This window comes from Methanobrevibacter sp. TLL-48-HuF1 (assembly GCF_023617305.1).
Taxonomy (GTDB): Archaea; Methanobacteriota; Methanobacteria; order Methanobacteriales; family Methanobacteriaceae; genus Methanocatella; species Methanocatella intestini.
In genome coordinates this window covers 1,043,085-1,057,441 of record NZ_CP081485.1, presented here as the reverse complement: position 1 = coordinate 1,057,441, position 14,357 = coordinate 1,043,085, and the positions used below count along the sequence as shown (strand labels likewise).

The following is a 14,357-nucleotide window of genomic DNA, read 5'->3' as shown; positions in this document are numbered from 1 at the left end:
ATCAGTATGTTAAACTTATATTATTATATTAATCTTTAAATATTTTTTGGTAAATTTCATTTTAGAAAAAAGTATATAAAATATGATAAACAATTATATAATTATGTCAGATATAAGTAAAACAACTATAAATATGCCCGTAGATTTGAAAAAAGAATTAAAAAAAATAGCTATTGATAAAGATACTTCTTTATCTGGTTTAATTTTAGATATTATAACTGATTATGTTGATTCTGGAAAAGAAAGTGAATCTTCACAAGAAGATTCATATTAAATCTTCAGTTGAATTTAACATATAAGTTATAAACTGTGTTTTAGCTGTTTCTTCAACGAAAGTTGCAAGTAAAGTAGCTTCTTTTAAACTGTCACCAACACATAAAACACCATGCTGTTTTAATATTAAAACATCTTCGTCACCGATAGCGTTTGAAGCATTTTTAGCTAGTTTCATACTTCCAGGAGTTTCATATTCAATGTCTTCTAAAAATGGTGTATTAATAGCTCCGAAACCTTCGTGTCTTTTAATTCTTTTTGAAGAAAATGCAAATCCTGTTGCATATGGTGAATGAGTATGGACAATTCCATTTACGTCGCTTCTTTTTTTATAAATTTCTAAATGAAGATCAACTTCAGAAGAAGGTTTGCCTTTTGTTAATAAATTACCTTCTAAATCCACTAATACAATATCTTCTTCATTTAAACCATATAATGATTTTAAAGTAGGTGTAATAGCAATCACATCACCATCTTCACCTTTAAATCTAGCACTAACATTTCCAGCTTTTCCGGCAACAAGTTTATTGTTATAAAGATAATCTGAAACATTAATAATTTCTTCAATATTTTTTTCCATTTTTTCACCTAAACTTAATATTATTTAAGTTGTTATTATTTATAAAAATTTTTAAATGAACTTTAAACATTTATATTGCCCTTTGTAAAGTACGGGAACTTCAGCAGGGGTTGGTTCAATATTATAAATTTTCTGGAATTCTGTTTGAGTCTGAAATGTTCCGGAGTTAATTAAATGAATGCCATTGAATTTTTTATGAGTATTAATATGAACATGTCCTGTATGGAAGACATCAGGAACTTCATCAATTACTAAGTAGTCTTCAAGTTCTGAAGCAAGAGGAGTTCTTTCTCCATAAATTGGAGCTAAATGTCTTTTTTTAAGTAATTCTTCCATTAATAAATCATTTTTCTCATGAGTAAACTCTTTAACCGCCATTACTAAATCATCAAAACTACGTCCGTGATAAATTAAGACATTAATACCGTCTAAAGATACAACACCAGGATTACTTATGAATTCTACATTATCAAGTTCATATAAAGCTTTTGCATACTCTTCAGGTACTGCAGGCTGAGGTTCTGCTACTCTTGATGCATCGTGGTTTCCCGGAGCAATAATTATTTTAATGTCACTTCTAATGTTTCCTAAGAATCTGGCAGCTTCATTGTATTGCTGAGTAATATCTTTAATAGCTAGTTCTTTTTCCTGATTTGGATATACACCAATACCATCTACAATATCTCCACCAATAACAAGATATTTAACACTTTCAGCTATTTTTACCTGTTCTTCATTTCCGAATTCACAGTTTATCCAATCTATAAATCTGGTAAATGCATCTTCTAAAAAGGTTAAACTTCCAATGTGAACATCAGATAAAAATACAATACTGAAATCCATTTCTTTTTTAGGTATTCTCATAACTCCAGGATTTATGATTTCATTTCCAATAGCTAAATCACCATTTTTATCAGCGAGAACACCAATAACTTCATCTTTAACTAGCTTTTCAGCTTCTTTAAAGACTTCCTCATTTTTATTTGAGAATAATATAGGAATAGTTCCAGTATCATCTTCAAATTCAATAAGTTTATGGCCATTTTTAGTGGATCTGATTTCCCTAACCATTAAAATAAGACTTAAATTGCTTTGACCTTCTTCAATATCTGCTACTTTTGTGTAATTTTTAAGTTCTGGTCTTTTAACTAAAATATTAGCTAGTTTTTCATATCTGCTTTGGAAATAAGCAATTAAGTTTTCAAGTTCTCCGCTGGTGTATGATTTTTTACTTGTATCCTGTATGATTTTAAAGTCATATTCAACATTGGTTTTGGTTAAATTCCTTTTAAATTTGATTTTTTTGTTTTCAACTGTTTCTAAAGCTTCTGCATTTTCTTTATTAACATATTTTTCTTTAACATCAGATTCTTTTTTAAAATCACTAATACTGGCTGTTTTTTTAGGTTTTTCTTTAGGTTTAGGTTCTGGAGTAGGTTTTTTAGTTTCCTTTTGTGTTAATTGAGGTCTTGTAGTTGATTTTTCAATTGTGCTATTTTCCATTATTTCATCAACAGTTTGACCGCTAACTGAAACTAAATCTTTAGATTTAAAATCACCTCCTTTTAATTTAACAATTAATGAAGATGTAAAATCTAGAGGATTTTCTGCTTCAATAACTTTTTTATAAGCCTCTGGTGATAGATTAATTCCCTTTTTTGCAAATTTTAATAAAATTTTATTAGTCATATTAATTAAAATTTTTATTTTCTATATTAATAAACTTTGAGAATTTGAACTTTGAATTTTCACGTTTATTAAAAATTTTTTTCTATTAATTAAATTTAGTAGTTACTTTTATTATACATTAGAAATATAGTTAAATCATTAATATTTCTGTTTTATACAGGGATAAAAAGTAATGTGATAAAATGGCAAAAGCACTTAGAATAATACTAGTCGTTGTACTATTTGTAGTATTTTTTGAAATAGGGCTCTTTAGTTCATATACTATAGTTGCTGCAGAAGCTCCTGACATTCAAGGATTAATAGATATGCAGATTTCAGAAATCACAGGCATTTTTAATTCTGAGAATGTTAATAATGTTTTAGTTAAAGATCCAAGTGTTGTAAACATCACTAATAAAAAGGATGTGGCTCAATCACTGGAGGATTTATCAAAGGTAGATGGAGTTAATGTAGATTCAATGAATGTCACAACTTATGATGACAAAGATAATGAAGAGTTAAATGTAACTATTGAAGCTTTAGGTTATGCATCACCATCTTCCAATTCTTCACAAATTGTAATTAGTCAGGACCCGTCATATAAGATTGTAGCTGAGGGTAATGCAACATTTAAGAGTGGAAATTTAGTTGTTGATGTTGATTCTATCACTATACAGTCTATTTTAAAATTATACTGAGCTGGTTATATGATTAATGTAATTGGAATTGGCCAAAATAGAGAGAACATGACTTTAGGAGCCATTAGAGCTATTGAAGAATCTGATGTTATTGTGGGATACAAAAAGTATGTAGCTCAAATTTCTGATTTGGTTTCTGATAAAGAAATTATAAAAAAAGGAATGGGTGATGAAATAGATAGGGCTCAACTAGCTATTGATAAAAGTTTAGCTGGTCAAACAGTTTCATTAATAAGTTCCGGAGATCCTGGTGTCTTTGGAATGGCAAATGTTTTGTACCAAATAATTAGCAAGTATGATGAGGATATTGAAGTTAAAATTTATCCTGGTGTATCTGCAGCTAATTATGCAGCAGATAAACTTGGAGCTCCTTTAAATGATTATGCAAATATTAGTTTAAGTAATATTTTAACTCCTTTATCTGAAATAGAAAAAAAATTAGAATTTGCCCTAAAAGCTAATTTAGTTATAGCAATTTACAATCCTATTAGTAAAACACGTAAAGAACCTTTTAGAAGGTTTGTAAAGACGGTTTTAAAAATTAAGGGTGAAAATGCATTAATCGGAATTGTAGATAGTACTTATGAACCTGCAAAAGAGACTATTGTCAAAATTAAGGATTTGACTGAAGATATGGTCAACATGTCTTGTACTTTAATTGTTGGAAATGATTTAACTTACATACAAGAAGATAAGTTAATTACTCCAAGAGGATATGTGATTAAGTCTAAAATACATCCTCTTTCTCATGATCATTATGAGAAGTTTTTAAATGGAGAAATTTCTCACGGACCAAATAGGGAATGTGAGTTTTATCCGTGTCATTATGACGGCCAGTACTGTGATTTTTGTTACTGTCCGTTTTACCCATGTGGAGACAGTTCAACTGGTGGACAATGGATAAAAGGTAAAAATGTTTGGAATTGTAAAGAATGCATGTGGGTTCATGAAAAGGAAGCTGTAGATTGCTTAAGAAAACCTTTAGAAGAACTTTTAGAGGAAACAGATGATTTAAAAACTAAGAAAAAAATGTTATTAAAACTTAGAAGAGCTTGTTTATTAAAAAATAATCCATATGATCTTTAGAGGTAATAAGAATGTCAATTAAAAATATTTTAATTGAAATGAAAAATATGTCGGAATTGATGGTTGATTTAGCTTATTCTGCTGTTTTATTTAATAGTAAAGATGCAGCTGAAGAAGTTTTGAAACTTGAAAATAAAGTAAATTCAATGAATTATGAAATTAAAAAAGAATCGCTAGTTGCAGCACGTTCTTATGAGGATGCTGAGAAATTAACTGCATTACTTGAAGTGGCTGAGGCTGCTGAAAGTATAGCTAATGCTGCTAAAGATTTAGCTGATTTGGTAATTACAGGATTCAAACCACATCCTGTATTTAAAATGGTCATGTCTGAATCTGATAAGATGATTGTTAGAGTTTCTGTAGAATTGGATTCAGATTTAGCTAATAAAACTTTAGGGGAATTGCTTTTAGTAAATCGTACCGGAATGAGAGTTATAGCTATTAGACGTGGAGATTCCTGGATATATGGTCCGGATAAAAATACATTGATACTTCCAGATGATACTTTACTTTTAAAAGGTACTGAAGCCGGTGCAGATCTTTTAGAAAAACTTGCATCTGGAGCATGTTCTCTAGAAGATATTTCTGATGAATTAGAAGAAGACGAAGATTAATTATTTTTATTTGAATAAACAAGTGGTTAAAAATGAGGAGGGGTAGTGATATTTATGAAACAGAAGATGATTCGACATCCTTATTCTACCTTTTCATCATTTTTAAAAGAACATGATAATATTTTAAAAGAAAGTCTTATAGCTTTATTAATTTGTGCCTGTGGTGATTTAATTGCAGGTGTAATTCTTGGAAAAATGAATATTTTTCTTGAAACTTTTCCGGGATTATTAGTTCTTATTCCTGGAGCTATAGGAATGAGAGGAAATATTTTTGGTTCTTTTGCCTCTAGATTATCTACTGCATTACATATTGGTATAATAGATCCTAAATTTAACCATTCTGAAGAGTTAATTAATAATATTTTCTCTTCATTTGTGTTAACTTTATTTTTATCTTTATTTTTAGCTATTATTGCTAAAGTTATCTGTGTAATATTTGGATTTCCATCAATGGATATTGTAGATTTTATTCTAATTAGTCTAATAGCTGGAATAATTTCCATAGCTATAATGCTTCCAGTTACTATGTTCATTTCATTTAGAAGTTTTGAACGTGGCTGGGATCCAGATAATGTTACAACTCCATTAGTTGCTGCTGTTGGTGATTTATTTACATTACCTGCTATTGTAGTAGCTATTTTTATAATTTCTGCTCTAAAATCAGTTGTATATTTAGAGTTAATAGTCTTTATGATAATAATTCCACTTGTATTATTTAGTTTTGTGTACTGTTATAATTATTCAGAGGAAAATAGAATAATTATAAGGCAATCTACACCAGTTTTACTAATCTGTTCTGTTTTAGGAGTATCTGCAGGAGGAATTCTTAACAGTTCACTTGAAACTTTACTTACAAATCCAAGCTTACTTACATTAGTGCCTTTATTTTCAGGAGAAAGTGGTGGTTTAGTAAGTATTTTATCAGCAAGACTATCTTCCGGTATACATTCTGGTCTTATAGAACCTCTTAAAAGACCTGAAGGTGAATCCATACATAATTTTGCAATTATAATATTATTGATGCTTGTAATGTATCCATTTATAGGAATTCTTGCAGAATCTTCATCAGTTTTATTAAAAGTAGTTGGTATAGGCTTTGATAAAATAATATTAATCAGTTCAATTGCAGGTTTTATTTTAATTCCAATTATGTTAATTTTAGTTTATTATATTTCTATTCTTTCATATAATAGAGGATATGACCCAGATAATATATTAATTCCAATTTCAACAAGTGTTACAGATTCAATATCTAGTTTAATACTTATTTCAGTGTCATTAGTTATTACTGGGGCCATTTTTATCTAATACCATCCCTTTAAGATAAATTCACAATTATTTGTTCTAAAATAATCATAATCCAGTTTTGATTTATCAAAATCTTTTGGAACACAAACTAAAAGAGCTTTAACATCTTTTTTATTGAAATGGATAAACATTATTGAACTAAAATCTGTTATTGGAAATTCTAAGTTTATTCTATTGTTTAAATATATTTTATTACTTGTAACACTTTCTAAAGCAGGTAATTTTATTTTTGTATTGTCCATACTCCATCTTAAGTTATCTGTTGAATCTTTGTCAATTAACAGATAATAATCATTGCTTCTTAAATAACTTCTATATATCTTGAAATAATTGCAGCTATAGTCATCTTTGTGATTATGATTACATTTTCCTTTTGTTTGAAAGTCTTTTACAACATATTTTTTATAAAAATCACATTTAATCATTCTATTTACACTGTAAACATTTTTCCCATCATCCTGCGAACCAATTTTTACACTTGAAATGCTGCTCTCTTTAGGTATGATTTCCATTGAAGTTTTAATTTTTGAATCAAAAATATTCTTATCAACCAATTTCTTATAATTTTTACCTAAAATTAAAAATTTATCATAAGAAATACTGTTTGGAATAATAGCTTCATTTTCATTTGAAATAGCTAATCCTGGCGTACCTAGTAAATATTTTTCCCAGTTTGGAGTTCCAAGATTATTAATTAAATTATCAGCACTTTGAGAAAGCAGTAATTCAATATTTTCATTTTCTGCTGATGTAGCTAGTTTATCTAATGTAATTTCACTGAATTTAGCTGTTATACCAATTATTAATAAAATAACAACTAACACAACTAATATTTCAGTTGAAATACTTCCCTTTTCATTCATTATACCAATACTCCATACTTGGTTCTATGAGCAACATCTAAAAATAGCTCAGTTGGATTTTCAGGATTTATTTTATGTCCCGGATATCTGTCATGAAATACAACATGATCTGAACCTGAAACAGAATATTCAACACCTACACAGTGTGGAACAATAAAAACTTCAAATCCGTAGTGCGGGCAGATTCCTTTTCCTTCAAGTCTACATAAATAACAGCTGCCGTCAGCACTTTCGTGGAAATAACCATTTTTTAAGCAGTTTTGCAGAGTATTTCCGTCACCGTGATGAATATATGGATCATATGGGCATTTCTTTATTGTTAAGGGACTGGTTGCACCTAAATAGCCTTCAGGTTTGTCAATGCCATGTGCAGTTAGATAGGCAGTTAAAGTAGCTCCATAATGAATTTTTTTATCATCATGCCAAATTCCACTATAGGGAGTTAAAATAGCATAGGGCAGGGGGTCTTTTAAGCCTTCAACAGATGTTATACTTTTTAAATTACCTGAAAATTTGTCTTTATTTTTTGAAAGCGTTAAATGTGTTGTAACTTCTAAATTAATAGGATCATCTGTGTTTTTGATAGATATGACATCAGAAGATATTGAAACACCATATTTTTTTTCATATTCCTTGTTTTTATCATCTAATTTTTTATTTAAAACTTTTTTAATTTCTCTTTCAGAATTGAAAATATGTTTTCCGTGATAAACTTCTTCTGTAACTTCAGCTATTGAATCACGAGATAAAACCTCTAAATTTCTATTATAATCATTAACAATATATTTGAGATTATCATTAGCTATTGAATCAGTATTTTCATTTTCTAAAGTATATATACTTGTTAAAACAAAAATTAGAATTAATATTAGAGAAGCAATTAAAATCACAGTTGTTCCAGTTATTATATTTCCTTTAGAGTCTATTTTTAAATATTTCATCACTTGAAATTTAACTTCCAATTTATAAATTACTTTTTCAAGTGCACCAATGTGAAAAAGTGAAAATGTGTTTTTTAATGGGAATTATAAAACATATCTAACAGATTTTATTTTGAAAAATAACTTAATTTCACAAACAATTAGATATAATAATTTTTCTTGTTTTACAAAACTGAAAATCGTAAAACAACTCCTCATACAATAATTAATTATATGGATTATGCAAGAAATGCTTTTATTTTGTATCAAATTAAACGTGAAAATATTAAACAAAAAAAGAAGCTATTAATATCTGATAAATATTATCTTGTTGATCCTGGATTTTATTTTATTTTTAATGGGTTCACTCAAAGGAATTGGGGTCAGTTATTAGAAAATATCGTGTTTTTAGAATTAATAAGACAAGGATATTCAATAACAATAGGAAAAATCCAAGATTTGGAAGTAGATTTTGTTTGCAGGAGGGCTAATCAGATAAAATACATTCAGGTATCTCAATCTATTTTAGATGAAAATACTAGAAAAAGAGAGTTTAAACCATTAGAGAAAATATCTGACAGCTATCCGAAGTATGTTATATCAATGGATTCATTTGACTTTTCAGCTAATGGGATAATTCATCTTAATATAATTGATTTTTTAAAATCAGAAAATTTTTAATTAGTATTACATTATCTCTAAATTTTCAGTTTTAAGTATTAAAAAAAATACTTTTTTATATTATTGTGTAGATACTATACTGTAATAAAAAAATTTTTTAAATTAATGGAGGATTTGTATGTCAGATACTGTTAGAACATGGCGTCATATACAACAAAGATATAATCTTATAGGTTCCAAATGTAACACTTGTGGAGAATTATTCTTCCCATCTCGTGTAGTTTGTCCTAATTGTAGGAGGAAAGGAGATCTTGAACCTTTCCAATTCAGTGGTAAAGGAAAAATATTTACTTACTCTGTAATTAGGTCAGCTCCAGACGACTTTAAAAAAGTAGCACCTTATGCTGTTGCTGTAATTGAGTTAGAAGAAGGAGCTAAATTAACTGCACAACTTGTTGACTGTGATGTTGACAATCTTGAAATTGGAGACCCTGTTGAAATGGTCTTCAGAAAAATTAGAGAAGATGGTGAGGACGGAGTAATCTCCTATGGTTTCAAATTTAGAGTTACAAAATAAAATTGCAATTCTATTAGTAAGCCATGGAAGTAGTCTCCCTTTTGCAGAAACTACATTTAATGAGATTAAAGATAAATTTAACAAGGCTACTGGATTTGCTACGGAAGTAGGTTATATGAAAGTAGCCCAACCTTCCATTTCTGGAGCTGTTGAAAATTTAAAAAAAGAAGTTCCAGAACTTGAAAAAATAATAGCTATTCCTGTATTTTTAGCTCCTGGAATTCATACCAATATTGATATTCCAACTCTTTTAGGATTAAGTCCACTGGAAACTGATCCTAGATGCCCTGATGGTAATTATCCTGATGACCATTATTTATCTATTGCTGACGATGTTGATTTTAATGGAGATATTGAGTTATTACCAGCTATTGGCCCAGATGATGATCTTTTAGAAGTTATCAATAAAAGAATTAATGAAGCATTAGCTGACTCTGAGTTAAATGGTGATGCTAAAACAGGAATTTTATTAGTTTCTCATGGAAGCAGATTAAAATATAATAAAGAGTTTATAAGTGAAGTCTATAGGAAATTTAGCGAAACTACTGAATATCCATCTAATTTTGGATTTATGGAACTTGTAGAACCTAACATTCCGACTTCTATTAACAAGCTTATTAATGAGAATGAAATTGACAGATTAGTTGTTGTACCGGTGTTTATAGCTCCTGGAGTTCATACAACTTCTGATATTCCAACTATTTTGGGTTTAAAAGAGGCTGATTCCCATTCACATTCACATAGTCATGAACATGGTCATGAGCATCATCATCACCATCATCATGATTTGGAAGCAATTGATTTTGAAGGGGAAATTTTATATCCGGAACCTATTGGTTCAGATAATATTTTAATTGATATTTTAGTAAAAAATATGGAAAAAGCTTTATAGATTTTTCATATTTTTTAATTTAATTTTTTATGTGATTATAATGACTAGTGATTTATCTAAAACTGGAATTTTACTTTTAAGTCATGGTAGTAGGTTAGACCAAGGTGAAAAAGTAATTGAAGCATATACACAAATGTATAAAGAAGAATTCCCTGAAGCTATTGTTGAATATGGATTTATGGAAATGAGGGAACCTAATATTCCTCAAAGTATTAATAAATTAACTAATGGAAACGATTTGGAAAAAATCATTGTTGTCCCTGTATTTGTAGCTCATGGACTTCATACAAGAAGAGATATTCCAAAATTATTAGGAATTGAAAATGATTTTGATGAATCTGAAATATCCGGGGAACATCATGACCATGATCATGGACATCATCATCACCACCACCATCATGACCATGACCATGATCACGATCACGAAGAAGCATTTGATTTTGATGGTGAAATCGTTTTAGCTGACCCTTTAGGTATTGATACTCGATTATATGAAATTATAAAAGACAGAGTATCTCAAAATTTATAATTCCTTAATCATCACCACTTTGGTGGTGGTGAACTACTTTTCATATTAAACATTTATATATTATAAAATGTATAATTTATATTACATTATTGAAAAAATAATGATATTTTTTGTGATATTATGAAGTTTAATAAAATATTTTTATTTACTTTAATATTATTAGCAGCTTTATCTTTTTCAGCTGTAAGTGCTGAATCTGTTGATGGTGATGATACTGTTGCTATAAATGATGCTAATAATGTTATTGTATCAGAACAAAGTTTTACAGATGTAATTAGCGCATCTGAACCTACTGTTTCAGATGATGTTAATCAAAATTCAAGTACTGGTGGGGATGTACCTGCTCCTTCTACTAATACTTCCACTGGCGATAATGGAACTGCTGGTGGCAATGGAACTAATTCCTCAACTCCTGAAAAAAATAGTACTATAATTTCTGAGGATATTTCATTATTCTATAAAAATGGTACTAAATTTTCTGCTATTTTCTTAGATGAAAACGGAAAAGCATTAGCTAATCAAAACATTACCTTTGTTATTAATGGTGTAGCTTATAATAAAACCACTGATAAAAACGGTGCTGCTGATATTGGTATTAATCTTGCACCAGGTAGCTATGTTATAGAATCTAAAAATTTAGCTACTAATGAATCAGTTAAAAATAATGTAACTGTTATTTCAACAATTAATACAGCTAATGTTGTTAAATTATATAGAAATGGCACTCATTATTATGCTACTTTTGTAGATGGTCAAGGCAATGTTTTAGCTAATAAAACTGTTAAATTTAATATTAATGGTGTTTTCTATACTAAACCTACTGATGCAAATGGTACTGCTAGATTAAACATTTGGTTATATCCTGGTAAATACATATTAACTGCTTATAATCCAATTAATAATGAAGCAAAAGCATGTAATGTTACTGTTTTATCTACTATTAATGGAACTGACGTTACAAAATACTACAGAAATGATACTCATTATTCTGCAGTTATTGTAGATAGTAACGGTACTCCTGTAGCTAATAAAACTGTTAGATTAAACATTAATGGTGTTTTCTATAACAAAACCACTGATGAAAACGGTACTGTTAGACTAAATATTTGGTTACTTCCAGGTAATTATACTATAACTGTTTACAATCCAAGTAATGGGGAAGAAAACTCAAACAAAGTAATTGTTTTACCTAAACTTATTGCAAAAGACATGACTATGGATTATCAGGCTGGTAAAAATTACACAGTTAAAGTAGTAGATGGACAAGGAAAAGCTTTAGCTAACCAAACTGTTAAAATAAATATTAATGGTGTAATATATACTAAAACCACTGATGCAAATGGTATTGCTTATTTAGGTATTAGATTAAACCCAGGTAATTATGTATGTACTTCTTACTGGAATGATTCATTTGTTTCAACTAAAATTGTTGTAAATAAATTAACAGCTTCAATATCTATTTTAACTCCTACAGTTAAAAAAGGAGATTACTACAAAGTTAAAATTACAGATAAAAAATCTAACAATCCTATTGTAAATCACTTAGTTATATTTGTCTACAATGGAACTGCATATGGTGCATATTCTGATAATGAAGGTATTGCTAAAATTAAAATAGGATTACCTGCTGGATCTTATCAATTAATCACTGCTATCCAAAACAGTAATTGGTATCAAAATATTCAGGTACATAGTACTCTTAAGGTTACAGCTTAATTAAGTGGGATTTTTCCCACAATTTTTACTTTTTTTAACTATATATTAAAAATTTTTAATATATTCGATAATAAAATTTCTTTTAGTATATTTTTTCTTAATTTCATTAAAAGTTATTCTAAAGCCTCTTATTAACTATACTTTAATTTTCATAAAATTAATTAGAAAAAAATATATTCTACTTTTATATACATGATTATTATATGGTAGTTAGATTGTAAGTTTACCTAATGTCTATTTAGCATATATTTAAGTTAAAATAATTATAAGTGTTTACATGAATTTTAAGTATGTCATTGTATTATTTATTTTAGTTTTAGTTAGTTCTGTATCTTTTGTATCAGCTACAGATTCATCATTTTCTGAAATAGATAATGCTAATTTTAAAAGTAATCAGAGTTTATATGAAGATTTAGAAGTACAGGACACTAATAAAATAGAAAATAATTTTGATTTAAAAAAGGTTAATTCTGATTTTATTGAAGATACTAGCAATATAACTGAAGAGTATAATATCAATATTAAAAATATTACTATTGGAAATGGAACTAATAATACAAATATTTTTAAAACAGTAATTAAAGGAGATGATATATCTATAACAAATTCAAATAATCTTCCAATTACTATTAAAACATACACTACAACTATTTATCAAACAGAACAGCTTAATTTGTATCTTTTAACATCAAGTGGAAGAGTGATATTAAATAATCAACCAATAACTATCACTTTAAATGGTGTTTCATATACTAAATATTTTGATGAAAACGGAATTGCTTCTATAAATATAAATTTATTGGCACGTTCAACACCGTATTCAGTTAACTGCTATTTTTCAGGCTATGGTAATTTTTTATCATCTTCATTATCCTTTAATATGAAAGTTATACAAAAAAGTGTTAATTTATATTATTTAACAAATGTGGTTAATAAAGGTGTTAGTGACGAAGGATTTAGGGTAAAACTAATTGATCAATTTAAAGTCCCAGTCGGAAATAAAGTAGTTAAAATTAAAATAAATGGTGTTACTTATTCAAAAAATTCTAATAGCCAGGGCATTGCAAATTTAAATATTAATCTTAATCCTGGAATATATAGTGTTGATTATTGGTATGATAATGAAGAAAAAGGATATAGTTCTTTAGCTAAGCAAACAGTGAGTTTAACGGTAAAAAATGATGGTAATAATTTAATTAAAACAACAATTTCACGTTTAAATTATACAATTCAAGAATCTGGTGAAATTTCAATTAAACTATCTGATGTAAATGGAAATCCAATTTCAAACAAAAATATAAAATTATTTTTGGATAATTATAATTTAATATCTAGTACTACAAATAATGAAGGTATAGCTTATTTTAACCTATTTGGTACTAGTTTTCTTAATACTGTAATTACTTTTGTTTTTGAGGGAGATTCTGTTTATAGAGCTACAGGAGTTGCTGATACATACATAGGTATTGAAAAAAGTACATCTAATAAATATTCTTCTTCAGATTCAAATGGTGGATCAAACATACCATTATATTATTATAAAACATATTATAATGTATATGATAATTATACTAGTGCATATATTCAAAAATTAGCTAGTACATTAACTGCATCATGTAATGATGATTTAGAAAAAACAATGGCAATTCATCATTATGTGTATATGATAAATTATGAAAATTATGGTAATCATAAATATGGGGGAAAAGAAAGTTTGCTTAGATATGCTGGAAATTGTCTTGATAAAACTTCTGCTTTTGTAACATTATTAAGGGCAGTTAATATTCCTGTTCGTTATGTTTTAGGTGATAATTTTCCTTCATCTACTGAGGGTCATGCATGGGCACAAGTTTGTTTTGATAATACATGGATTGTTTCAGAAGTAACTAATACTCTTTTATTTGGGGATTGGGAACATGGTGCATCATATTCAAATAAACAATATGGTGTAATTGTTTCTTAAATTATACTTTTTTAATTTTCTTTTTTTGAGTCTGTAAAATTTTTACATA

The 14,357-nt window shown here is 28.0% G+C and carries 15 protein-coding genes; 11 read left to right on the top strand and 4 right to left on the bottom strand.

The genetic code is table 11. The features are described from left to right. Nucleotides 1–82 precede the first annotated feature (82 nt). Nucleotides 83–274 (top strand): hypothetical protein, encoded by a 192-nt coding sequence (locus K4897_RS04990; protein ID WP_019265870.1) that lies wholly within the window; start codon nucleotides 83–85, stop codon nucleotides 272–274. On the opposite strand, the gene K4897_RS04985 is transcribed toward K4897_RS04990, so the two are convergent. Both K4897_RS04985 and K4897_RS04980 read right to left on the bottom strand, forming a co-directional pair. Continuing rightward, nucleotides 266–853: a class II aldolase/adducin family protein gene (locus K4897_RS04985; protein WP_019266863.1), complete on the bottom strand. Its 588-nt coding sequence runs from the start codon at nucleotides 851–853 to the stop codon at nucleotides 266–268. The two genes, K4897_RS04990 and K4897_RS04985, sit on opposite strands and share 9 nt — an antisense overlap. Nucleotides 854–904: 51 nt before the next feature. Further along, a complete protein-coding gene (locus K4897_RS04980; protein ID WP_019265159.1) occupies nucleotides 905–2,542 on the bottom strand; it encodes a DNA-directed DNA polymerase II small subunit in 1,638 nt (545 codons plus the stop codon). Nucleotides 2,543–2,724: 182 nt separating this feature from the next. On the opposite strand from K4897_RS04980, the gene K4897_RS04975 reads away from it, so the two are divergent. From K4897_RS04975 to K4897_RS04960, 4 genes are read left to right on the top strand one after another with little or no spacing between them, the layout of a single operon-like run. Beyond that, nucleotides 2,725–3,219 carry a hypothetical protein gene (locus K4897_RS04975; RefSeq protein ID WP_019265160.1) on the top strand — a complete coding sequence of 165 codons (495 nt, stop codon included), beginning with the start codon at nucleotides 2,725–2,727 and terminating at the stop codon, nucleotides 3,217–3,219. 9 nt (nucleotides 3,220–3,228) lie between these two features. Continuing rightward, nucleotides 3,229–4,305: a precorrin-3B C(17)-methyltransferase gene (gene cobJ, locus K4897_RS04970; RefSeq protein ID WP_019265161.1), complete on the top strand. Its 1,077-nt coding sequence runs from the start codon at nucleotides 3,229–3,231 to the stop codon at nucleotides 4,303–4,305. A gap of 11 nt (nucleotides 4,306–4,316) precedes the next feature. Then, the gene (locus K4897_RS04965; protein WP_019265162.1) at nucleotides 4,317–4,919 is read left to right on the top strand and encodes a potassium channel family protein; all 603 of its coding nucleotides are present in this window, start codon (nucleotides 4,317–4,319) and stop codon (nucleotides 4,917–4,919) included. Between the two features lie 54 nt (nucleotides 4,920–4,973). Then, complete coding sequence (locus K4897_RS04960; RefSeq protein WP_019266866.1) at nucleotides 4,974–6,227, top strand: magnesium transporter; 1,254 nt, start codon at nucleotides 4,974–4,976, stop codon at nucleotides 6,225–6,227. On the opposite strand, the gene K4897_RS04955 is transcribed toward K4897_RS04960, so the two are convergent. Next, entirely contained in the window at nucleotides 6,224–7,090 is an 867-nt protein-coding gene (locus K4897_RS04955; protein ID WP_019268443.1) for a hypothetical protein, read from the bottom strand. The genes K4897_RS04960 and K4897_RS04955 overlap by 4 nt on opposite strands. Continuing rightward, nucleotides 7,090–8,031 (bottom strand): hypothetical protein, encoded by a 942-nt coding sequence (locus tag K4897_RS04950; protein ID WP_250415658.1) that lies wholly within the window; start codon nucleotides 8,029–8,031, stop codon nucleotides 7,090–7,092. Before K4897_RS04950 ends, K4897_RS04955 begins: the two co-directional genes overlap by 1 nt. A gap of 213 nt (nucleotides 8,032–8,244) precedes the next feature. Between K4897_RS04950 and K4897_RS04945 the strand changes: the two genes are divergently transcribed. The 6 genes from K4897_RS04945 (at nucleotide 8,245) to K4897_RS04920 (ending at nucleotide 14,308) form a co-directional block, all read left to right on the top strand. Further along, nucleotides 8,245–8,691, top strand: a complete 447-nt coding sequence (locus tag K4897_RS04945) for a DUF4143 domain-containing protein (RefSeq protein WP_250415657.1) — start codon at nucleotides 8,245–8,247, stop codon at nucleotides 8,689–8,691. A gap of 118 nt (nucleotides 8,692–8,809) precedes the next feature. Next, nucleotides 8,810–9,208 carry a Zn-ribbon domain-containing OB-fold protein gene (locus tag K4897_RS04940; protein WP_004032642.1) on the top strand — a complete coding sequence of 133 codons (399 nt, stop codon included), beginning with the start codon at nucleotides 8,810–8,812 and terminating at the stop codon, nucleotides 9,206–9,208. Beyond that, on the top strand, nucleotides 9,180–10,100 hold the full coding sequence (gene cfbA, locus K4897_RS04935) for a sirohydrochlorin nickelochelatase (protein ID WP_019265166.1): 921 nt from the start codon (nucleotides 9,180–9,182) through the stop codon (nucleotides 10,098–10,100). Before K4897_RS04940 ends, cfbA (K4897_RS04935) begins: the two co-directional genes overlap by 29 nt. 40 nt (nucleotides 10,101–10,140) lie before the next feature. Then, complete coding sequence (cfbA, locus tag K4897_RS04930) at nucleotides 10,141–10,629, top strand: sirohydrochlorin nickelochelatase (protein ID WP_019266869.1); 489 nt, start codon at nucleotides 10,141–10,143, stop codon at nucleotides 10,627–10,629. Nucleotides 10,630–10,749: 120 nt separating this feature from the next. Further along, complete coding sequence (locus K4897_RS04925) at nucleotides 10,750–12,345, top strand: adhesin (protein ID WP_019265168.1); 1,596 nt, start codon at nucleotides 10,750–10,752, stop codon at nucleotides 12,343–12,345. 277 nt (nucleotides 12,346–12,622) lie between these two features. Next, on the top strand, nucleotides 12,623–14,308 hold the full coding sequence (locus tag K4897_RS04920; protein WP_019266870.1) for a transglutaminase family protein: 1,686 nt from the start codon (nucleotides 12,623–12,625) through the stop codon (nucleotides 14,306–14,308). Nucleotides 14,309–14,357 lie beyond the last annotated feature (49 nt).

Bases quoted from the DNA above. Each gene is read 5' to 3' on its own strand.
- K4897_RS04945 (WP_250415657.1), top strand. From the start codon at position 8,245: ATGGATTATGCAAGAAATGCTTTTATTTTGTATCAAATTAAACGTGAA.
- K4897_RS04965 (WP_019265162.1), top strand. From the start codon at position 4,317: ATGTCAATTAAAAATATTTTAATTGAAATGAAAAATATGTCGGAATTG.
- K4897_RS04950 (WP_250415658.1), bottom strand. From the start codon at position 8,031: ATGAAATATTTAAAAATAGACTCTAAAGGAAATATAATAACTGGAACA.
- K4897_RS04980 (WP_019265159.1), bottom strand. From the start codon at position 2,542: ATGACTAATAAAATTTTATTAAAATTTGCAAAAAAGGGAATTAATCTA.
- K4897_RS04955 (WP_019268443.1), bottom strand. From the start codon at position 7,090: ATGAATGAAAAGGGAAGTATTTCAACTGAAATATTAGTTGTGTTAGTT.
- cfbA (WP_019266869.1), top strand. From the start codon at position 10,141: ATGACTAGTGATTTATCTAAAACTGGAATTTTACTTTTAAGTCATGGT.
- K4897_RS04975 (WP_019265160.1), top strand. From the start codon at position 2,725: ATGGCAAAAGCACTTAGAATAATACTAGTCGTTGTACTATTTGTAGTA.
- K4897_RS04920 (WP_019266870.1), top strand. From the start codon at position 12,623: ATGAATTTTAAGTATGTCATTGTATTATTTATTTTAGTTTTAGTTAGT.
- K4897_RS04960 (WP_019266866.1), top strand. From the start codon at position 4,974: ATGAAACAGAAGATGATTCGACATCCTTATTCTACCTTTTCATCATTT.
- cfbA (WP_019265166.1), top strand. From the start codon at position 9,180: ATGGTTTCAAATTTAGAGTTACAAAATAAAATTGCAATTCTATTAGTA.
- K4897_RS04990 (WP_019265870.1), top strand. From the start codon at position 83: ATGATAAACAATTATATAATTATGTCAGATATAAGTAAAACAACTATA.
- K4897_RS04925 (WP_019265168.1), top strand. From the start codon at position 10,750: ATGAAGTTTAATAAAATATTTTTATTTACTTTAATATTATTAGCAGCT.
- K4897_RS04985 (WP_019266863.1), bottom strand. From the start codon at position 853: ATGGAAAAAAATATTGAAGAAATTATTAATGTTTCAGATTATCTTTAT.
- K4897_RS04940 (WP_004032642.1), top strand. From the start codon at position 8,810: ATGTCAGATACTGTTAGAACATGGCGTCATATACAACAAAGATATAAT.
- cobJ (WP_019265161.1), top strand. From the start codon at position 3,229: ATGATTAATGTAATTGGAATTGGCCAAAATAGAGAGAACATGACTTTA.